The sequence below is a fragment of the Nocardioides pantholopis genome (genome assembly GCF_003710085.1).
Lineage (GTDB): Bacteria > Actinomycetota > Actinomycetes > Propionibacteriales > Nocardioidaceae > Nocardioides > Nocardioides pantholopis.
The window spans coordinates 3,587,652-3,607,915 of the sequence record NZ_CP033324.1 but is presented as its reverse complement, the minus strand read 5'-3'; the positions used below and the strand labels follow the sequence as shown (position 1 = coordinate 3,607,915).

General features: G+C 73.1%; 20 protein-coding genes. 12 read left to right on the top strand and 8 right to left on the bottom strand.

What is annotated here, in order from left to right:
- The first annotated feature begins 277 nt into the window (after positions 1-277).
- Genes EBO35_RS17285 through ygfZ form a run of 3 tightly spaced genes read left to right on the top strand, consistent with a single transcriptional unit; the run spans position 278 to position 2,168 of the window.
- Complete coding sequence (locus EBO35_RS17285; RefSeq protein ID WP_122818826.1) at positions 278-772, top strand: FABP family protein; 495 nt, start codon at positions 278-280, stop codon at positions 770-772.
- Positions 772-1,209, top strand: a complete 438-nt coding sequence (locus tag EBO35_RS17280) for a Fur family transcriptional regulator (protein WP_127479624.1) — start codon at positions 772-774, stop codon at positions 1,207-1,209. Before EBO35_RS17285 ends, EBO35_RS17280 begins: the two co-directional genes overlap by 1 nt.
- The gene (gene ygfZ, locus EBO35_RS17275; RefSeq protein WP_122818825.1) at positions 1,206-2,168 is read left to right on the top strand and encodes a CAF17-like 4Fe-4S cluster assembly/insertion protein YgfZ; all 963 of its coding nucleotides are present in this window, start codon (positions 1,206-1,208) and stop codon (positions 2,166-2,168) included. Before EBO35_RS17280 ends, ygfZ begins: the two co-directional genes overlap by 4 nt.
- Positions 2,169-2,189: 21 nt before the next feature.
- Here the strand turns inward: ygfZ and EBO35_RS17270 are convergent, their stop codons facing one another.
- Positions 2,190-2,369 carry a hypothetical protein gene (locus EBO35_RS17270; RefSeq protein ID WP_122818824.1) on the bottom strand — a complete coding sequence of 60 codons (180 nt, stop codon included), beginning with the start codon at positions 2,367-2,369 and terminating at the stop codon, positions 2,190-2,192.
- Between the two features lie 125 nt (positions 2,370-2,494).
- Between EBO35_RS17270 and EBO35_RS17265 the strand changes: the two genes are divergently transcribed.
- Positions 2,495-2,812 carry a hypothetical protein gene (locus EBO35_RS17265; RefSeq protein WP_122818823.1) on the top strand — a complete coding sequence of 106 codons (318 nt, stop codon included), beginning with the start codon at positions 2,495-2,497 and terminating at the stop codon, positions 2,810-2,812.
- 108 nt (positions 2,813-2,920) lie between these two features.
- On the opposite strand, the gene mshD is transcribed toward EBO35_RS17265, so the two are convergent.
- Positions 2,921-3,775: a mycothiol synthase gene (gene mshD / locus EBO35_RS17260; protein ID WP_241153754.1), complete on the bottom strand. Its 855-nt coding sequence runs from the start codon at positions 3,773-3,775 to the stop codon at positions 2,921-2,923.
- A 20-nt stretch (positions 3,776-3,795) separates the two neighbouring features.
- Positions 3,796-4,572: a winged helix-turn-helix transcriptional regulator gene (locus EBO35_RS17255; RefSeq protein ID WP_122818821.1), complete on the bottom strand. Its 777-nt coding sequence runs from the start codon at positions 4,570-4,572 to the stop codon at positions 3,796-3,798.
- Between the two features lie 109 nt (positions 4,573-4,681).
- Between EBO35_RS17255 and EBO35_RS17250 the strand changes: the two genes are divergently transcribed.
- The gene (locus tag EBO35_RS17250; protein WP_241153753.1) at positions 4,682-4,957 is read left to right on the top strand and encodes a MoaD/ThiS family protein; all 276 of its coding nucleotides are present in this window, start codon (positions 4,682-4,684) and stop codon (positions 4,955-4,957) included.
- Between the two features lie 61 nt (positions 4,958-5,018).
- On the opposite strand, the gene EBO35_RS17245 is transcribed toward EBO35_RS17250, so the two are convergent.
- The 3 genes from EBO35_RS17245 to EBO35_RS17240 form a co-directional block, all read right to left on the bottom strand.
- Entirely contained in the window at positions 5,019-5,444 is a 426-nt protein-coding gene (locus EBO35_RS17245) for an Hsp20/alpha crystallin family protein (protein WP_122818819.1), read from the bottom strand.
- A gap of 131 nt (positions 5,445-5,575) precedes the next feature.
- Entirely contained in the window at positions 5,576-5,719 is a 144-nt protein-coding gene (locus tag EBO35_RS19595; RefSeq protein WP_164478019.1) for a hypothetical protein, read from the bottom strand.
- A 96-nt stretch (positions 5,720-5,815) separates the two neighbouring features.
- Complete coding sequence (locus EBO35_RS17240; RefSeq protein WP_122818818.1) at positions 5,816-6,016, bottom strand: hypothetical protein; 201 nt, start codon at positions 6,014-6,016, stop codon at positions 5,816-5,818.
- Between the two features lie 63 nt (positions 6,017-6,079).
- Here EBO35_RS17240 and EBO35_RS17235 point away from each other — a divergent pair, with 63 nt between their 5' ends.
- From EBO35_RS17235 to EBO35_RS17220, 4 genes are all read left to right on the top strand, one after another.
- A complete protein-coding gene (locus tag EBO35_RS17235) occupies positions 6,080-6,502 on the top strand; it encodes a TlpA family protein disulfide reductase (protein ID WP_122818817.1) in 423 nt (140 codons plus the stop codon).
- Between the two features lie 298 nt (positions 6,503-6,800).
- The gene (locus EBO35_RS17230; RefSeq protein ID WP_122818816.1) at positions 6,801-7,298 is read left to right on the top strand and encodes a DUF4395 domain-containing protein; all 498 of its coding nucleotides are present in this window, start codon (positions 6,801-6,803) and stop codon (positions 7,296-7,298) included.
- A 70-nt stretch (positions 7,299-7,368) separates the two neighbouring features.
- On the top strand, positions 7,369-8,217 hold the full coding sequence (locus EBO35_RS17225; RefSeq protein WP_122818815.1) for a sulfurtransferase: 849 nt from the start codon (positions 7,369-7,371) through the stop codon (positions 8,215-8,217).
- Positions 8,217-8,513: a DUF1416 domain-containing protein gene (locus EBO35_RS17220; RefSeq protein ID WP_122818814.1), complete on the top strand. Its 297-nt coding sequence runs from the start codon at positions 8,217-8,219 to the stop codon at positions 8,511-8,513. The genes EBO35_RS17225 and EBO35_RS17220 overlap by 1 nt, the downstream gene beginning before the upstream one ends.
- Positions 8,514-8,724: 211 nt before the next feature.
- Here EBO35_RS17220 and EBO35_RS17215 read toward each other — a convergent pair whose 3' ends face one another.
- Positions 8,725-9,381: a class E sortase gene (locus EBO35_RS17215; protein WP_241153752.1), complete on the bottom strand. Its 657-nt coding sequence runs from the start codon at positions 9,379-9,381 to the stop codon at positions 8,725-8,727.
- Between the two features lie 282 nt (positions 9,382-9,663).
- On the opposite strand from EBO35_RS17215, the gene EBO35_RS17210 reads away from it, so the two are divergent.
- Positions 9,664-18,306: an LPXTG cell wall anchor domain-containing protein gene (locus EBO35_RS17210; protein ID WP_122818812.1), complete on the top strand. Its 8,643-nt coding sequence runs from the start codon at positions 9,664-9,666 to the stop codon at positions 18,304-18,306.
- Here EBO35_RS17210 and dtd read toward each other — a convergent pair.
- Complete coding sequence (dtd, locus tag EBO35_RS17205; protein ID WP_122818811.1) at positions 18,303-18,740, bottom strand: D-aminoacyl-tRNA deacylase; 438 nt, start codon at positions 18,738-18,740, stop codon at positions 18,303-18,305. The two genes, EBO35_RS17210 and dtd, sit on opposite strands and share 4 nt — an antisense overlap.
- A gap of 34 nt (positions 18,741-18,774) precedes the next feature.
- On the opposite strand from dtd, the gene EBO35_RS17200 reads away from it, so the two are divergent.
- Both EBO35_RS17200 and EBO35_RS17195 read left to right on the top strand, forming a co-directional pair.
- The gene (locus EBO35_RS17200) at positions 18,775-19,617 is read left to right on the top strand and encodes a BKACE family enzyme (RefSeq protein WP_122818810.1); all 843 of its coding nucleotides are present in this window, start codon (positions 18,775-18,777) and stop codon (positions 19,615-19,617) included.
- 152 nt (positions 19,618-19,769) lie between these two features.
- On the top strand, positions 19,770-20,174 hold the full coding sequence (locus tag EBO35_RS17195; protein WP_122818809.1) for a hypothetical protein: 405 nt from the start codon (positions 19,770-19,772) through the stop codon (positions 20,172-20,174).
- The last annotated feature ends 90 nt before the right edge of the window (positions 20,175-20,264 follow it).

The following is a 20,264-nucleotide window of genomic DNA, read 5'->3' as shown; positions in this document are numbered from 1 at the left end:
CCCCCGACGCCCGCGCCCGGCGGGCGTGTGGGCGGGGTCTCGACGCGCTCGCTGCGCTCGCGGCTCGACCACCGGTCTCGGTGATCGAGCCGACCGAGCCCCTGGGCGAGGGCGCGTCGAGATCCCGGAGCCGACGAGGGGTCACTAGACCAGCGCCTGCGCGGCGACGCCGGCCGCGGCGACGGTGAGCGCCTGGTTGCTGCGCTCGGGGTCGTCACTGCCGCAGGCGACCTCGACGACGAGGGAGCGCGCCGGACCGGGACCCTAGACTGGTCGCATGCCGTTCGAGATCCCCCAGAACCTCCATCCCGACTGCGCCCCACTCGCGTGGCTCCTGGGGACCTGGCAGGGCAACGGCCACGGTGACTACCCCACGATCGAGAAGTTCCAGTTCGGCCAGGAGCTGATCTTCACCCACGACGGCCGCCCGTTCTTCCACTACTTCTCGCGCTCGTGGATCATCGACGAGAACGGCGAGAAGCTGCGCGACGCCGCCCTGGAGACCGGCTTCCTGCGGGCCCGGCCGGAGGGCAAGGTCGAGCTGGTGCTCGCGCACAACACCGGCATCAGCGAGATCTGGTACGGCCAGGCCGAGGGCGGGAAGCTCGAGATGCACACCGCCGGGGTGGCCTTCACGGAGAGCGCCAAGGAGGTCACCGCCGGCCACCGGCTCTACGGCAACGTCGAGGGCGACCTGCTCTACGCCTACGACATGGCAGCGGTGGGCCAGGAGCTCCAGCCGCACCTGTGGGCAAGGCTGAAGCGGGCCTGATGTCCGACGACCTGCGCGCCCGGCTCCGGGGGAAGGGCTACCGGCTCACCCCGCAGCGCGAGCTCGTCCTGCGCGCGGTCGAGAAGCTGCGCCACGCCACCCCCGACGAGGTGTACGCCGAGGTCCACGCGGACTCCTCGGCAGTCAACATCTCCACTGTCTACCGGACCCTCGAGGTGCTCGAGGAGCTCGGCCTGGTCAAGCACGCCCACCTCACCGACCGGGCCCCGACGTACCACGCGGTCGACGACCACGAGCACTTCCACCTGGTCTGCCGGAATTGTCACGGCATCACCTCGGTTGACCCGACTGTGATCGCCGCCGGCACCCAGCGGCTGCGCGACGAGTACGGGTTCGAGCCCGATCTCGGCCACCTGGCCGTCTTCGGGGAGTGCGCGCAGTGCCGCGCCGAACGTGAGGAGAACACCCAGTCATGACCAGCCCCCTGCTCGATCTCCCGGGAGCGGTGGCCGGCAACGGCCCGGACGCCCCGGTGGCCGCCCACTACGGCAGCCTGTACGGCGAGCAGCGGACGCTGGCGGCCGGCGAGGGCTTCGTCGACCTCTCCCACCGTGACGTGATCCGGGTCTCGGGCCCCGACCGGCTCACCTGGCTGCACTCGCTGACCACCCAGCACCTCCAGGCGTTGGCGCCGAAGACCTGGACCGGCGTGCTGATCCTCAGCCCCCAGGGCCACATCGAGCACAGCTTCGTCGGCCTCGACGACGGCGAGTCGTTCACCGCCCACACCGAGCCGGGCGCCGGGGCGGCGCTGATCGCGTTCCTGGACCGGATGCGCTTCATGATGCGCGTCGAGGTCACCGACGTGACCGCCGAGCTGGCCGTCACCTGGCGCCCCCGGGGCGCGGTCGAGGAGGCCGCCTCCTGGTACGACGCCTACGAGCTGGTCCCGCGCGACCAGCTGACGACGTACGCCGCCGCGGCGGGTCCCGCAGCCGGCAGCTGGGCCTTCGAGGCGCTGCGGATCGCCCGCGGCGAGCCCCGGGTCGGGCTGGACACCGACGCCCGCACGATCCCCAACGAGGTCGGCCTGGTCGGGCCCGCGGTGCACCTGGACAAGGGCTGCTACCGCGGCCAGGAGACCGTCGCCCGGGTGCACACCCTCGGCCGGCCGCCCCGCCGGCTGACGCTGCTGCACCTCGACGGCTCCGAGAACCAGCTCCCCGACGTCGGCTCCGACCTGGTCGCGCCCGACGGCAAGGTCGTGGGCCGCGTCGGCACCTCGGCGCGCCACCACGAGCTGGGCCCGATCGCGCTCGCGATCGTCAAGCGCTCGGTGCCGGTGGACGCGCAACTGACCGCCGGCGGGCTGGCGGCGGCCCAGGAGGTCGTCGTCGACCCGGAGGTCGGGCTGCACGTGCGCCCCCTGCGCTGACCCGGCTGACCCGGCAGCCGCTCAGTCCCCGGTCGTCCCGCGCCTGCGGGCGCGGATGGTGCCGAGCGCGTCCTCGAGGTCGTGCCGGGTGGGGATCCAGCCGCGGGCCAGCTCGTCGGCGAACAGCTCGGTGAGCTCGGCGCGCTCCTCGCTGGTCATCGGCACCCTGAGGTCGGCCGGCAGGCGGTCCGGGGCTGGCATCTGGCCTCCGAGGTATCTGGAGGCCCGCTGCCCCCTCCTCTGCGACCAGTGGACCGCCCGGCCGGACCGGTGTCGTCCCCCAAACCGGGTACGCCGCCGCGCCCGTCGCCTCGAACGGAGCCCCGATGCCCGATCTCTCGCCCACCCACACGATCCAGACGCTGGATCACTGCCTCCTCGACGCGGCGCAGCACGCCAGCCGGGCGCTGTGCCGCCTGGACGGGATGCGGAACTCCCCGGACCCCCAGGAGCGGCGGACCTACGCCGAGCTGCACTCGGTGCTCGGGGATCTCGGCGGTGCCCGGATCCTGCTGGTCTGCCTGGCCGGGGAGCTCGACGTCGGGCTCCCCGGGCTCGGCGACCGCGGGCTCTCCCCAGAACAGGGGATACCCGAGCCGACCTCCGCGCGCGGCGGCCCCGGCGCGGCGAGGCTGGGCGCATGAGGATCCGTCTGCGCCGTACCGGCAGGCGCCGCCGCAGCATCCGGCGCCTCCTGGCCGACGCCATCCACCTCGCCGGCAGCTGAGCCGGCCGGAGACAGCCCGCCGGGCTCAGGCCCGGCGGTACTGCACGTGCGTGTCGACGGCGTCGTGGCGGAACCCCAGCCGGGAGTAGACAGCCACGGCCGGGTCGTTGTCGGACTCCACGTAGAGCAGCACCTCGGTGGCGCCGCCGTCGCGGAGGTGGTGCAGCCCGGCCAGGGTGAGCGCCTTGCCGAGCCCGCCACCCTGCCCCGCGGGGTCGACCCCGACGACGTAGACCTCGCCGAGGGTGGGGGAGTGGCGTTTGGTCCAGTGGAAGCCGACGACCTCGCCGGCGCGCACCGCCAGCAGCAGCCCGGCGGGGTCGAACCAGTCCTGGGACATCCGCTCGGCCAGGTTCGCGGCGTCCATCGCGCCCTGCTCGGGGTGGGCGGCGAACGCGGCGGCGTTGACGCGGACGACCGCGGCGGCGTCGGCGGGGTCCGCCGGGTCGTAGTCGCGGATCGTCACGCCGTCGGGCACGACGAGCGCTGGCAGGTCGTCGTCCAGCGGCCGGCGCATCACCCACAGGTCGCGGACCCGCGCGAAGCCGTGCCCGGCGGCCAGCGCGGCGGCGGCCGGGTGGTTGCCGTGCGACCAGGCCAGCAGCTCCCGGTCCCCGAGATCGGCGAGCGCACGCTCCAGCAGGTCCCGGCCCCGGCCGCGCCCGCGGGCGTCGGGTCGTACGACGAGGCTCAGCTCGCTCCCGACGAGGAGCGCGAAGCCGTCCGCGTCGACCCAGGTCCGGACCCGCTCCGGGTGGCGCCGCAGCGCGATCCCGGTCGCCTCGTCGAGCGGCGCGGCGCCGTCGTACGCCTCGGCCTCCCGGGCGATCTGCTCGACCTCGGGCACACGCTGCTCAGGGGACTCGCTCGTGGGAGGCACGCCGGCCAGCCTACGGCCGCTCAGACGACCGGCTCGGTGGTGGTCTGGGGGCTGGCCTCGGGGCTGGCCTGGGTGCTGGACTCGGTGGCGCGAGCGTCGGCGGCCGCCTCCTTCTCCTTGGCAGGGAGCACGAAGCGGTAGCCGACGTTGCGGACGGTGCCGATCAGGGTCTCGTTCTCAGGGCCGAGCTTGGCGCGCAGCCGCCGGACGTGGACGTCGACGGTGCGGGTGCCGCCGAAGTAGTCGTAGCCCCACACCTCCTGGAGCAGCTGCTGGCGGGTGAAGACCCGGCCCGGGTGCTGGGCGAGGAACTTCAGCAGCTCGAACTCCTTGAAGGTCAGGTCGAGCGCGCGCCCGCCGACCTTCGCGGTGTAGGTGGCCTCGTCGACGAGGACCTCGCCGGAGCGGATCAGGTGGGCGTCGGGGTCGGCGGCCTCGCGCTGCGCGGCGAGCCGGCCGATCGCCAGCTTGATCCGGGCCCCGAGCTCGGCGGGCCCGCAGGTGTGCAGGACGACGTCGTCCATGCCCCAGTCCTGGTTGACGACCGCCAGGCCGCCCTCGGTGACGACGAGGAGGACCGGGACGTCGGTGCCGGTGGTGCGGATCAGCCGGCACAGGTCGCGGGCGTGGGCCAGGTCCTGGCGGCCGTCGACGAGCAGCAGGTCGGAGTCGGGCGCCTCGAGCAGCGCGCTGCCCTCGGCGGGCAGGATCTTGACCTGGTGGCCCAGCAGACCGAGGGCGGGCAGCACCTCGGTGGACGTCTGCAGGGCGCTGGTCAACAGCAAAAGGGCGCTCATGGCTGGTCTCCTCCCGCCAACGGGATGGGGACCGAAACGCGACGCTGGGCTCCGGCCTGGTGCTAGGGGAACAATAGGTAACGTGGCCGACACAGTGGAAGAGCCCCAGGTGAAAGAGACGGAGATCATCCGCGTCCGGTACTGGGCCGCGGCGAAGGCCGCGGCCGGGACGCCCGAGGATCTGGTCGAGGTCTCCGGCCCGGTGCCGCTGGGCGAGGTGATGCGCGAGGTGGTCGCCCGACACCCCGGCACCCGGCTCCCCGAGGTGATCGCCAGCTGCTCGGTGCTGCTCGGCGACCAGCCGGTCGGGCGCGAGGATCCCGAGTCGGTGCTGGTCCGGCCCGGCACCTCGGTGGAGTTCCTGCCGCCGTTCGCCGGCGGCTGAGGCCCGCAGCACGCGCCGAGGGCGGGAGGCCACCGGCCTCCCGCCCTCGACTGATGCTTGGTCAGCTGTTGATAGCGGTGTTCCCCTGCCCGGAGGAGGTCACCTCGATCTTGCGCGGCTTGGCGCGCTCGGCGACCGGGACGACCAGGCGCAGCACGCCCGCGTCGTACGACGCCTCGATGCGCTCGAGGTCGAGGTTGTCGCCGAGGACGAGCTGGCGGCTGAACGACCCGCGCGGGCGCTCGCTGGCGAGCATCTCGCCGTCCTCGCTGCGGCCGGGGCGCTCGGCGCCGACCGTGAGGACGTTGCGCTCGACGTCGAGGTCGATGCTCTCCGGGGAGACTCCGGGGAGGTCGAACTCGATGACGAAGCGGTCGCCCTCGCGCCAGGCGTCCATCGGCATGACCGTGGGACGGCTCGCGCTGCCGAGCAGCTGTTGGGTGAGCCGGTCGAAGTCACGGAACGGGTCAGTGGTGCGCAGCAACATGGAGGTCCTCCTTGGTCGGGTCAGGGCGACCGACCCACGTGGGTCGGACGCGGGGGTGTGAGGTCGGTCACGTTCGACTGTAGGTCCGGGGCCGAAACGCAGCCACGGGTCCGCGGGCCCAGCGGGGTTCCCTAGGTGGCGAGATCGCGGGCTCGGCCGCTGATCCGGTGCTCGTCGTGCCGGGCGGCCGCGAGCGAGCGGCCGATCGCGATGCCGAGCGGGACCGAGAGGGCGAGCCAGAGCGCGAGAGCGGCCAGGATGACGAGGAGCGTCATGGGATCTCCGGGCGATGGGTCGGTCGAACGGGTCCGTCAGTCCTATACCCGCGCCGCAGCGGCCCGAATCCTCGAGTTTCCCGCGTCAGGCTGGGGTCAGTCCCGCGCCAGCCCGGCGCAGGCCAGCATGCCGACCACCCAGCTGGCGAAGACCGGCAGGTCGCCGGCGTTGACGCCGCGGCCCGGGCTCAGCCGCCAGACGACCTCGCCCGCCCAGGGCCCGTGCCCGGCCACCAGGAGCACCATCAGCATCGTCATCACGGCGGCCGCGACGAGGGCGAGCAGGATCCGGAGCACCGCCCCACCCTAGGGATGGCCGGGGTCCGGAATGCCGGGGGCCGGCCGGTGGTTGGGACCGGCATGACGACGGGGCTGTGGATCGCGCTCGCTGCCGTGCTGGTGGCGTTGGCCTTCGGCGGCTACCGCGCCCGCACCGACGGGCGATTCCGGGCCCACGAGGCCGAGCCGAGCACCTGGGCCCGGGTGGCGCCCGCGACGAGCACGCCGCCGGGGGAGCGGGCCACGCTGGTGCAGTTCTCCACGGCGTTCTGCGCGCCGTGCCGCGTCACTCGCCGTACCCTCGCCGAGGTCGCCGATCTGGTCCCGGGCGTCGCCCACGTCGAGATCGACGCCGAGCAGCACCTCCAGCTGGTCCGCGACCTCGGCATCGTGCGGACGCCGACCACGCTGGTCCTCGACGGCGGCGGGCACGAGGTCTCCCGCGCCGCGGGCGCCCCGCGCCGCGAGCAGGTGATCGCGGCGCTCGGCGCCGCCGCGTCGTGACCGGCCAGCCCCTCGTCCACATCGCGGACACCGCGTCCGGAATGTGGGATCGAATAGGGGAGAACCCGGCCCCGCTGCCTACTGTTGCCCTCATGTCCTCGACCTGGCTGACCAAGCGACGCGCAGTGGACCACTGCCGCGTGCGCTCGTCGCTGTGTCGGATGTCCTGACAGGACCCGGTCGAATCTGCTCTTGATTGTCTAGCGAGTTACTGCAGTAATCTCGCGGGGAGCGCGCAGAGGCGCCGATCGGATCCTGTGCCCAGCGCCCGGGTTTCCCGTTCCCTGCAGGAGATGACATGCCGACCACCAGTACCGAGCCGCACACCGGGGTCCCCGGCGACGCCGGCGCCACCTCGATCGACGCCCGCGGCCCGCAGTTCACGGCCGCCGTCACCGCCGTCGTGCTCGTCGCCGTGCTGGCGACGCCGACCCCGGTCGCGACGATCCTGATCGCCGTCCAGGCGCTGCTCTTCGCGATCGGCGCCCTACGCGGGGTTCAGCACACCCCGACCGCGTGGGCGTTCCGCACCTGGGTGCGCCCCCGCCTGACGGGCGTGGCCGAGCTCGAGGACGCCCGCCCGCCCCGCTTCGCCCAGCTCGTCGGGCTGGCGTTCGCGCTGGTCGCCCTGGCCGGGTTCACGACCGGCCTGACGCTGCTCGGCCTGGTCGCCACCGGCTTCGCTCTGGTCGCCGCGCTCCTCAACGCGGTGTTCCGGTTCTGCCTCGGCTGCGAGATGTACCTGCTGCTCGACCGCGCCACCCGGGGCCGTGCCGGCTCGGTGCTGCGGGCCTGAGCCCGCCCTTCCGCTTCCACTGCCCCATCCCAGACCCCGCGCCGATCGGCGCAACAGAAAGGTAGACACCATGAGCCGCGAGAACAGCCTCGTCACCGTCCAGTGGGTCGAGGAGCACCTCGACGACCCGAAGGTCGTCCTCATCGAGGTCGACGAGGACACCACCGCCTACGACAAGGGCCACATCCGGGGCGCCATCAAGCTCGACTGGACGACCGACCTCCAGGACCAGGTCCTGCGCGACTTCGTCAACAAGCAGCAGTTCGAGGCGCTCCTGTCCGACCGCGGCGTGGCCAACGACGACACGGTCGTGCTCTACGGCGGCAACAACAACTGGTTCGCGGCGTACGCCTTCTGGTACTTCAAGCTCTACGGCCACACCGACGTCAAGCTGATGGACGGCGGCCGCAAGAAGTGGGAGCTGGACTCCCGCGAGCTGGTCACCGAGATCCCGACCCGCGAGAAGACGTCGTACGTCGCGCAGGACCAGGACCGCTCGATCCGTGCCTACCGCGACGAGGTCGTCGACGCCATCGGCGCCAAGAACCTCATCGACGTGCGCAGCCCCGACGAGTACGCCGGCCGGCTGATGGCCCCGGCGCACCTCCCGCAGGAGCAGGCCCAGCGCGCCGGCCACATCCCCACGTCGCTGAACGTGCCGTGGAGCAAGAACTGCAACGACGACGGCACCTTCAAGTCCGACGAGCAGCTCAAGGCGCTCTACGCGGAGGTCGGCATCGACGACTCCAAGGAGACCATCGCCCTGTGCCGCATCGGCGAGCGCTCCTCGATCGCGTGGTTCGTGCTCAAGGAGCTCCTCGGCCACCAGAGCGTGAAGAACTACGACGGCTCCTGGACCGAGTACGGCTCCCTCGTCGGCGTGCCGGTCACCCTCGGCGACGAGCCCGGGACCGTCTGATGTGCGGTGCGACCGAGGGTGGACTCTCGCTCGACGGCGTGAACGTCGCGAAGGAGGCCATCATCCAGGGCCAGGTGCTGCGCGGCGAGGAGCCGGTCGGCAACGCCTACGTGCGGCTGCTCGACCGCACCGGTGAGTTCACCGCCGAGGTCCCGACCTCGGCGAGCGGCCACTTCCGCTTCTTCGCCGGCGACGGCGAGTGGACCCTGCGCACCCTGGCCCCGAAGGCCGACCCCGTCGACCGTCTGGTGCACGCCTCCACCGGCAACATCGCCGAGGTCACCGTCTCGATCTGATCCACCGCCCGGCGGGTTGAGTCGGGACTTCCGGTGGTCGAGTCGGGACTTCCGGGGGTCGAGTCGGGACTTCCGGCGGTCGAGTCGGGACTTCCGTTGGTCAGCCGCGAGCGCAGCGAACGTGTCGAGATCCCGCCCCGGCGTACGTCGTCGGGTGCGGGGATCTCGACACGGCCTCGCCCAGGGGCTCGGCCGGCTCGATCACCGACCCTCAGGCGTCCTTGTGCTCCACGTCGACGAGCCGGCCGAAGGCGACCAGGCGGTGGTCGGTGTGGAACAGCTCCGCGCAGGTGGTCAGCGTGAGCAGGCGGGACCCGGCGCGCTGGTCCGGCTGCGGCCCGCCGTCGGGGTTGCGGGGCAGTGCCTCGAGCACCCAGCCGGTCGTGAACGGCACCGAGAGCGCGTCGCCGCCGGTGGTGAGCTCGTAGGTGTGCACGGCACGCGCGGTCTCGACCAGGATCTCGTCGCCGACCTCGAGGTCCGGCATGCCGCGCAGCGGCTCGCCGTGGGTCACCCGGTGGCCGGAGATCACGTAGTTCCCCCGGGCCCCCGGCTCGGCGGTGCCCTCGAGGTGGCCGAAGCCAGCTGCGAGCACGGTGTCCGAGCTGCCCTCGAGGACCGGCACCTCGTAGTCGTCACCGAAGCGCGGGATCCGGATCACCGCGCCGGCCACGCCCGCCGACGTCGCCCGCTCGCTGACGCCGTCCTTCCACGCGCCGCGCAGCTCGTCGGTGACCTGCTGATGCTTGCGCTCGGCGACCCAGTTCGTGCCGGCGTACTGCCAGCCGAGGTAGCCCAGGACGCCGATCCCGGCCAGCACCAGCGCGACTCCCAGCAGGCTGCGCCAGGAACGTCGTGCTCTGCCCATCCGGCCCTCCCAGCGCGCCATCGATGATCGATTCTGGCACGCCGCTCACCGGCGCGGGCTGAACCGCAAGGTTCCCTCAAGGGAGCCGGAAGGTTCTTCGAAAGCCCCGGCGGACCGGTCCAGCACCCCCAATTCTAGGTACGCCCCCCACTGTGAGCGGCGCTCGGTGCGTCGCGCAGACCCTCATCGCTCCCCGGGCTCGTGCCCGACGGCTCTCCGGTGCGCCCTCGGGTGGGCAGCACCAGGCCGGTGTGCGCCTGACCGGTGACGAAGGGACACGACATGAGGACCAGTACGCCGCGAGGCAGCCGGAGTCGGCCGCGGCTGGCGGGACTCCTCGCCGCGCTGCTGGGAACCGCGCTCCTGGTGGCCCTGCCCATCACTCCGGCCGTGGCGGCGCCCGCCCTGGGGCTGACCACGACGGCCGACGCCACCACGCTGGTGGGCGCCGCGTCGTCGGTGACGCTGACGGCCAGGAACACCGGTGCCGACCCGGCGTACAACCTGAGCCTCCGCGTCGTGCTGCCCGCCGGAGTGTCGTTCAAGGCGGGCCCGACCAGCCCGACCGAGGGCGGCGCGCCGCAGGTGATCGGGCAGACGCTGATCTGGGCGAACGTCAGCGACCTCCCCGCCGGGGCGGAGCAGGCGGTGCAGTTCGAGGTCCTGCCGAACGCCGCCACGCTGCGGGTCGGCGCGACGTTCACGGTCACCGGCCAGGCCTACGTGAACACGAACCCCCGCACGGTTCCCCGCTTCAACACGAACGGCACCTACCGCGACGGCGCGACCCAGCAGACCCCCGCCACGACGGCCACCACCGCGATCACCGCGATCAAGGTGGAGAAGTCCGAGCCGAGCCCCGAGCACGAGCTGCTCCGCGGTGTGCACGACCACGACACGACCTACCGGCTGAAGGTGACCAACAACCACGAGGCCGCGAGCAACGACGCGGTCCTGGTCGACCACCTCCCCGCCCAGCTGGAGCTCCTGGGCTGCGGCACCGTCGACAACACCTCCGCCGGCGCCGTGGAGTACGCCGGGGCGCCGCGCCTGGACGCCTCCACCGACGACGTCGCGGCGTGCCGGACCCCGGACTCGGTCCGGACCGTCACCGACCCCGCGGGCCTCCCCGCGGGCGTCTACACCCGCGTCGAGTGGCGACTGGGCAACCTGACCCTGGACCAGGTCGTCGAGGTGGTCTACGCCGCCGGGATCCCGCAGCGCGCGAATGCCGCCTCGTTCCCCGGCGTCACCCCGTCCCCGGCCTCGCTCGGGCAGAGTGCGAACCTCGACAACAACACCGGCCCCAGCACCCGGGAGACCGCTGCGGAGCAGGCCCTCACCAACCGGGCCGAGATCGCCGCGACCTACCAGGGCGCGGTGGCCGGCGGCACCAGCGCCGCCGTGCGCGACACCGACCAGCTGACCGTGACCGCGGAGGACCTTGCGGTCGACAAGTCGGTCGCGGCCGGCACCTTCGTTCACGGCGGGGTCGCGACGTACACGCTCCGCCTCCGGGCCGGCGAGTACGCCGACACGACCGGCATCGTCGTCACCAACGTGATCGCGAACGGCATGTGCCCGCTCGGCGCCGCCGGGACCAACTACGCCGCCAGCGCGCCGGCGGAGTGCGACGGCACTGCTGCGGGCGCGCCCAGCGTGCCGTTCGACAGCGTGCAGGAGAACGCCGACGGCACGTTCACCGTCGTCCTCGACCTGATCGACATCCCCGCCGGGCAGACGCGGACGATCACCTACCGGACCAAGATGCTGACCAGCTACCGCGGTGGCAGCACCGACCCGACGGTCGTCGGCGACGGCTACGAGAACAGGGTCAGCCTGACCGGCACCACCAGCACCCTGGCCGCGGTGGCGCCGCCCGGCGGACCGAGCGACGTCCAGGTCGCCGACGCCTCCGAGGCCGGCATCGCCAGCCAGTCGGTCAGCCTCGAGAAGCGGATCCAGCCGAACTCCGCCTCCCCGTACACGTGCGCCACCAACCCCGCGGCGTACCGCAACGGCACCGAGCTGACCCTCCCGCAGACGACGTTCACCGAGGGCTCCCGGGTCTGCTTCCTGCTGCGCGTGCAGTTCCCGAGCGGGAACGAGACCAAGAACCCGGTCCTGACCGACTTCCTGCCCGACCACCTCACCTACGAGGCGGGGACCGCCCAGCCGCTCACCGGCAACACCGTCCAGGACGTGGTCCTCGACCCGAGCACGCTGACGTTCACGCTCGGCCGGACCACCGGGTCGAACCGGTTCGTCGCGCCGGGGTCGGTGTTCCTCTACCGCCTGTCGGGGATCGTGGCCAAGCCCTCCTCCTCCCAGACGGCCGCCGACGTGACCGGGAACCTGGCGAAGCTGCGGTGGACCAACACCGCGGGCCAGGTCGGCTTCCTGCGCGACCGCGAGGACCTCGCAGTCCCGGCTCCGCCGCCGGTGGCGGTGACCAAGACCGCTGGGCGGGTTTCCGGGACCCCGGCCACCCTGGCGGAGAACGCCACCGTTCGCGGCGCCGACGTGGTCCGGTACACGGTCACGCTGCGCAACAACGGTGCCGCGGGCTCCCGCAACGACATCCCGGTCGTCGGCCCCGACGTCTGGGACCGGCTGCCGGCCGGAGTGGCCTGCGCTGACGTCTCCGCGATCGACGGCGGCGGCGTCTGCACCGACCCCGGGGACGCCGGGCACCCGACCTTCTCCGACCGGGCCGCCCGGTCCGCCATCCGGTGGAACCTGGCGGACACCACCAGGCTCGCGGCCGCCGCCACGCTGGCGCTGACCTACCGGGTCACCTACCCCGGCACGGTCGGCGCCGGACGGGTGGCCCACAAGAACGACGTGGACGTCGTGTCGTACGCCACCGAGACGAACCTCGGCACGCTGACCCAGCACTACCCGGCGACGAACGCGGACACGACCGTGACGACCGCGATGGTCGACGCCCCGCGGGCCCACGACGACCACACGCTCCAGACGCCGGCCTTCGCGGTGACGAAGACCAACGAGACCACGGTGGACGACGCCACCCAGGGCGCGAACCCCAGCGGCTTCAACTACGTGGCTGTCGGGGAGCGGGTCACCTACACCGTGATCGGGACCCTGCCGGCGAACACCACTGTCTACGGTGGCGTGCTCAGCGACCCGCTGCACACGAGCCTGGAGGCTGTGGGCACCGGGTACGAGTACCGGGCCAGGCCCTCGGACGCGTGGGGTCCGCTGCCCGCGGGCTCCAGCACTGCGGCCGCGACGAGCGCACCCAGCGTGACGCTCCCGGCCGTCCACGACGTCGGCCCCGAGGCGGACGCAGTGCGGATGACCGTGACGGCCAAGGTCCGCGACGTCCCTGAGGTCAAGCACGGCGACCCGATCCCGAACACCGCCATGCTGACGGCGAAGAGAGACAGCACCGGCGCCACCAACACCACCGTGGTGGCGGCGAGCTCGGCGGTCACCGCCGTCGAGCCCAGCCCCGCCCCGCTGAAGACCGTGGACATCCCTGCCCCGCGGGCGACCGACGTGGTCACGTTCACGATCACCGCGCGCAACCTCGACCCGGCAGCGCCCACCGTCATGCGCCCGACCCTGGACGACGCGACGGTCGTCGACTGCGTACCGGACGGGCTGGCCGTCGTGGCCGGGTCGCTCGTGCCGTCGACCGGGACCGCGAGCATCGAGCCCGAGGGCGCCCGGGGCTGCGGCGCGGACCTGACCCCGGTGGTCTGGCAGGTCGGTGACCTCGCCTGGCAGACCGATGCCTCGCTGTGGCCGACGCTGACCTACGGGGCCGTCATCGACCCCGCGGCCGCCGGTGGCGCGACGTACACCAACACGGCCACGCTCGCCGGCACCTCGATGGACGGCGCCGTGACCGGTGAGCGTTCCTCCAGCGCGACCGCGCACGCGGCCGTCACGGTCCCCGGGAGCGGGCTCGCCAAGACGGTCACCCCGTCGGCGGTCCCCGTCGGCGCCACGGCGACGTACACGCTGGAAGCGACGCTTCCGGCGAAGGTCAACTTCTACGACGCCACCATCGTCGACACGCTGCCAGCCGGCATCGGGCCCGCCAGCGTCGAGCTCGTGGACTCCGAGTGCGAGTTCACTGACACCGCGGCCGGGCCCTGCGCCGTCGGGGCGACCACCGGCTCCGCCCTGACCGTCGGCACCACCGGGCACGGCTGGTCCCTCGGCGACGTCGAGGCGAGCTCGCGTCCCCGGACCGTGACCGTCACCTACACCGCGGTCGTCGGCACCGGCGCCGCCAACAAGGCCGGCACGGTCCTGACCAGCTCGGCAGTGCTGTCCTGGAACCGGACCGACGACGGCCGCGCCCCGGCCGCCGGTGCTCCCTTCGACACGTCCACGTCGCCCGGCACGGCGACCGTCACCGTCACCGAGCCGAAGCTGACGGTCGCCAAGACGGTCGACCAGGCCGCGCCGAAGCCGGGTGGGTCCTTCACCTACACGGTCCGGCTCACGAACGCGACGGGCGCCCACGTCTCCGCGGCGCACGACGTCGACGTCACCGACCGGGTCCCCGCCGGCGTGGTGGTCGAGTCCGCGAGCATCAGCCACGGCGGCACCCTGACCGGCGGCGCCACGGGCGGCGGGACGATCACCTGGGCCGACCTGGCCGCGGTCCCCGCCGCGGGCACCCGGGACCTCACCTACCGGGCCCGCCTGGTCTCCCCGGCCCTGTCGGCGGCCCAGGTCAACACCGCGGACGTCTCCGACTACCGCTCCCTCGCGGGCGCCGGTCGGGCGTACGACGGCCCGCAGGACACCGCCTCCGTGACCGCTGCCCTTCCGAAGCTCGTGGTCGACAAGACAGTGCTCGACGGCCCGCCCGCCTACCTCGGCGAGCCGACCCGCTGGCAGGTCGAGGTGACCAACACCGGCCCGGCGATGGCGTACGACGTGGACGTGACCGACACGCTGCCGACCGGCTGGTCCTACGCGGCCGGGACCGCGACGGTCTCGGTCGCCGGCGGCGCGCCGGCGACGGTCGCGCCCGCCGTCACCGGCACCGGCCGGCAGACCCTCACCTGGGACGCCCTCGGCGACCTCGCCACCGGCCAGTCGCTCACCGTCGTCCTCGCGGCGGCGCCGGGCACCGCCCTGGTGCCGTCCTCGGTGGGTGCCTCGACCGCCCACGTCAACGAGGCCAGCGCCACCGCGCAGGACCTCGACGGCCCGGCCGGCAGCGTCGTGACCACCGACGTCGACGACGCCCGGTCCCGGATCGACTCCGCGGACCTCACGGTCGACAAGACCGTCGTCAAGGCCCCGCTCGCCGGCACCACGACCTCGTGGGAGCTGAGCGTCGCCAACACCGGCCCGGACGCCGCCCGGGGGCCGTTCACCGTGGCCGACGCGGTGCCCGCTCAGGTCACCGGGGTGAGCGCCAGCGGGACCGGCTGGTCCTGCAGCGTCACCGCGCCCGCCGGGGCTGGGGACCCGAGCGACCTGGCCTGCACCCGGACGTCGACGACCGACACGCTTGCGTCCGGCGCGGCGTTCCCGGCGATCACGGTCACCGGCACCGTGCCCGCCGCCACCGCGCCGGGGACGACGCTCGCCAACACCGCGACCGTCGCCGGACGCACGCACGACCCCGACGAGACCGACAACGCCGACACCACGACCGGGACGGTCGCCGTCCGGTCCGACCTGGGCGTGGCCAAGACCCTCACCGGCGCGCTCGTCCCGGGCGGCACCGCGACGTACCGGATCGCCGTCGCCAACGCGGGCCCCTCGGCCGCGCGCGGCCCGATCGTGGTCGTCGACACGCTGCCCGCCGGTCTCACCTACCAGTCCGTGACCGCCCCCGGGTGGGACCTGGAGCGGACCGGGCAGCGCCTGGAGCTGACCTGGACCGGCGCCACGCCGGTGCCGCTGGGCGCGATGGCGGCCATCGACGTCACCGTCGACGTCGCCAGCTCCGTGACCGGCGCGGTCGCCAACACCGCCACGGTCTCCGAGCCCACCGACCCGACGAGCGGCGCGGAGTCCGCGGACTCGAGCACTGTCAGCCGGACCGTGGCCCCCAGCGCCGACCTCGCCCTCGAGAAGACCGCGACCACGGCCCCCGAGGCGGGGGAGCAGGGCGTCTACGAGATCGAGGTCGTCAACGTCGGACCCTCCGACGCGGCGGGACCGGTCACGGTCACCGACACGCTGCCGCCGTCGCTGACGTACGCCGGGGTGCGCTCGGCCGACGACTGGACCTGCCGGGCCACCGGCCAGGACGTCACCTGCACGCTGGCCGACGGCCTGGACGCCGCCGCCACGACGACGCTGAACCTCGAGGTCGACGTCGACGAGGAGCTGACCGGCGCGGTCGAGAACACCGCCACCGTGTCGTCGCCGACGCCGGACCCCAACCCGGCCAACAACACCGAGGACGACGACAGCACCGTGGCGGTCCGCGCCGACCTGCGGATCGAGAAGTCGCTCCAGACCAGCCCGGTCGTCGCCGGCCAGACCGTCAGCTACCGGCTCGAGGTCCGCAACGCCGGCCCGGCGACGTCGCCCGGCCCGATCGTCGTCACCGACGCGCTGCCCGAGGGGATCTCCTTCGTCAGCGCGACCGGCGCCGGCTGGTCGTGCAGCGCCGCCGCCGACGGCGCTGAGGTCACCTGCACCCGTGCCGGCACGCTGGGTGCCGACACGGACACCGCGCCGATCACTGTCGTCGGGCGGGTCGCGTCCGGGACCGGTACGACGACGCTGGTCAACCACGCCTCGGTCGACGGGCCGGCCCAGGACCCCACGCCGGCCAACAACGCCGACACCGCCGACACCCCGGTCACCGAGCGGGCCGAGCTGGCTGTCATGAAGACGACCACCGGGCCCGACCCGGTCCGTGCCGGGACGAACGCGACGTTCACGCTCACGGTGAGCAACACCGGGCCCTCGGACGCCCGCGGCGTCACCGTGACCGACGTACTGCCCGCGGGCCTGAGCCTGGTCTCGGCCACCGGCACCGGCTGGACCTGCGGCGACGGGACCTGCACGCGGGACCGGGTCGCCGCGGGCACGTCCGCGCCGGCGGTGACCGTGGTCGCCGCGGTCGCCGCTGGCACTCCGGACGGGAGCACCCTGCGCAACGTCGCCCGGGTCTCGACGACCACGGCGGGGGACACCGCGGCCGGCAACGAGGCCGACGCCGACGTCGACGTGGTGGCCGAGGCCGACCTGGCCCTGACCAAGACCCACCCGACCGAGGAGGCGATCGCGGGGGAGCCGACCAGCTTCCTGCTCCAGGTGGCCAACGAGGGTCCCGCCGACAGCGTGGGCCCCACGACGGTCACCGACGTGCTGCCGGAGGGTCTGCGCTACCTCTCGGCGTCCGCGCCCTGGACCTGCGCGGTGGCCCCGGCCGACACGCAGGAGGTCACCTGCACGCTGGCGACCGGGCTGGTCGCGGGCAGTCGGGCGCCGCTGCTGAGCCTGCAGGTCATGGTGCTCGCCGATGCCGACGCGGGTCCGGTCCTCAACACCGGCACCGTCTCCTCGGCCACCACCGACCCGGTGCCCGGCAACGACACCGACACCGCCGAGGTGACGCTCGCGCAGCGCGCGGACGTCTCGGTCGTCAAGACCCACACCGGGCCGGTCCAGGTCGGGAAGCATGTCGCGTTCACGCTGACAGTCGCCAACGACGGCCCCTCGGCCGCCCGGGACGTCGTCGTCACCGACCGGCTGCCCGCCGGCCTGACGCTGGTCACCGCCGACGGACCCGGGTGGTCGTGCGCGGACGCCGGCGCCCTGGTCACGTGCACGCTCGGCCGGCCGCTCGCCCCGGCCGCCACGGCGGCCCCGGTCACGGTGGTCGCCGCGGTCACGCCCGCGGCGTACCCGGTGGTCGAGAACATCGCCACGGTCGCGACCTCGACCTACGACACGGACCCCGGCGACAACCGGTCGAGCGACACGGTCCCGGTGCCCGCGCTGGTCGACCTGGCCGTGACCAAGCGGCACGACGCCGACTTCGTCGTGGGGGAGCAGGGCCGCTACCGGCTGACGGTGACCAACCACGGCCCGACGCCGGCGCCGGGTCCGATCACGCTGACCGACGCGCTGCCGATCTCACTGCGGTACGTCGCGGCGACCGGGCCGGGCTGGTCCTGCGAGGAGAAGGCCGGCACGCTCACCTGCGAGCTCGCCGACGCTCTCGCGGTGGGCGCCTCGGCCGGCGTGGACCTGCTGGTCGACGTTCTCCCGGGGGCGTACCCGTCGGTGCTGAACTCTGCAGTCGTGACCAGCGGCTCCGTGGACGCCGACCCCGCCAACGACACCGACACCGACGTGGTGCCGGTGGAGCCGACGGTGGCACTGGCTCTGGAGAAGACCGCAATCGAGATGGTCGGCACCCGCGTGGTCTACGAGCTCGTGGTGACCAACAAGGGTCCGAGCGCCACGGTCGAGCCGATCCAGGTGGACGACCCGCTGCCGCCGGCGCTGAGCCTGGTCTCGGCGACGAACGGGCCGTGGTCGTGCGCCACCAGCGAGCGACGGGCGACGTGCTCGTACGCCGACAGCCTCGCGGTGGGTGAGACCGCCTCGTTCCAGCTCGTCACGACCCTCGCCGCCAAGCCGGAGGAGAAGGTGCTCAACGTCGCCCGGGTGACCGGCGGCGCCCGGGCGGTCGCCGGCCGTGAGGAGGCCGTCGAGGCCTCGTTCTCGGTGCAGGCCCCGCCGGCGGACCAGGTGGACGAGCCGGACGAGCCGGACGAGCCGGACGAGCCGGACCAGCACGGTACCGGCGGCAGGCCCGGCGAGGGCGAGGCCGACGCCGCCGGCGGCGTGCTGCCGGACACCGGCGGCCCCAGCCTGCTGCTGGCCCTGCTCGGGCTGGCGCTGGCGGCCGCGGGCGTCTGGATGCTGCGCCGCAACCGGGGGGCGAGGCACCGGGGCTAGGGAGTGGCGGGGCTGTCGAGGACCAGCGTGACCGGGCCGTCGTTGACCGACATCACCTGCATGTCGGCACCGAAGCGGCCCCGCTCGACCGTGGCGCCCAGCCGCTCGAGCTCCGCACAGACCGCCTCGTACGCCGGCTCGCTGACCGGCCCGGGAGCGGCGGCCTGCCAGGTGGGGCGGCGGCCCTTGCGGGCGTCGCCGTACAGCGTGAACTGGCTGACGACGAGGACGGGTGCGTCGACGTCGGAGGCCGACCGCTCCTCGCGCAGCAGCCGCAGGTCCCAGATCTTGCGGGCGGTCCACGCCACGTCGGCGTCGCCGTCGGTGTGGGTGACGCCGAGGTAGACCAGCAGCCCGGGTCGGTCGATCGCGCCGACGGTCTCGCCGTCGACGCGCACGCTGGCGCTCAGCACTCGCTGGATCACGGATCGCACGGTGGGATCCTGCCGCATCTGGCACGATGCCCAGATGTCCGACCTGCCCGCCGACGGCCTGCTGATCACGGTCGCCCCGACGGGGGCCGAGACGTCGAAGGAGGCCTGCCCGCAGCTGCCGACGACGCTGGAGGAGCTGGTCGTGACAGCTGTGGAGTGCGAGGCGGCGGGCGCCGGGATGGTCCACGTCCACGTGCGCGATGCGGAGCACCGGCCCACCCTTGACCCGGGCCGGCTGCGCGAGACCGTCGTGGCGCTGCGGGAGAGCACCGGCCTGGTGGTCCAGCTCTCCACGGGCGGGTCGGTGCAGGACCCGCTCGAGGACCGGCTGCGGGTGCTCGAGGCCGGGCCGGACTCGTGCAGCCTGACGATGGGCACCACGAACTTCGGCGACGACGTCTTCCTCAACCCGTGGCCGTTCGTCTGCGAGCTCTACCAGCAGACCCAGCAGCGCGAGGTGGTGCCGGAGTTCGAGCTCTTCGACCTCGGCCACGTCCACGCACTGCGCCGGCTGCTGGACCAGCACGGGCTGCCGTACGGCGGCCGGGTGCACTGCGACTTCGTGATGGGCGTCCCGGGCGGCATGCCGGGCACGGCGGCGGCGCTGGTGGCGGCGGTCGCGCTGCTCCCCGACGAGGTGACCAGCTGGTCGGCGACCGGGATCGGCCGCTCGACGCTGCCCGTGGCCCTGGCCGCGCTGTCGATGGGCGGGCACCTGCGCGTCGGCATGGAGGACGTGCTGACCCTGGCCCGCGGAGTCCCGGTCGAGCACAACGAGCAGCTCGTCGCGCGCGCTGTCGAGCTGGGCCGACTATCACAGCGGAAGCCGCTTTCGGGGCAACAGGCACGACAAATGCTGGCGACGCAGCAGAATTGATGTGACCTACCCCACAGAATGCCGCTAAGATCGCGGAATCGTCTGAGATGTTTTGCCATATCCGTGCGGTCGGGCGCTTCCCCGTGGTCTGCTTCTGCAGCCATCACATACTTCGCGGCAATCCAGCGCCGCAAGACGGGAAGTTCATCAATATGAAGAAGCTCATCGCCGGCGTTTTCGCCGCCACCCTGACCACCGCGGGCCTCGTTGCCGTGACCGGCACCGCCGCCACCGCGGCCCCCTACACCGGCACCGTGAAGACCGTCTCCTCGGTCACCACCCCGGCCCCGGTCAAGGCCGGCAAGCCCGCCATCGTCAAGGTCAAGGTCGGGGCGGGCAACGCCAAGGCCAAGGGCAAGGTCACGGTCGTCGTCAAGAACAAGGCCGGCAAGATCGTCTCCAAGAAGGTCGTCGACTACAAGGGCAAGACCATCAAGGTCAAGACCTCCAAGCTGAAGAAGGCCGGCGCCTACAAGGTCGTCGTTCGCTTCGCCCCGAAGCGCAACTCGGTCTTCAAGGCCTCGAAGAGCAAGACGAAGATCTCCGTCCGCAAGTGACGTTCTAGATCCTCGATCGAGGACCCCGGTGCCTCACGGCCCGGGGTCCTCATCTTTGAACGCCGCATTCCGGACTTTTAAACGGTCGGC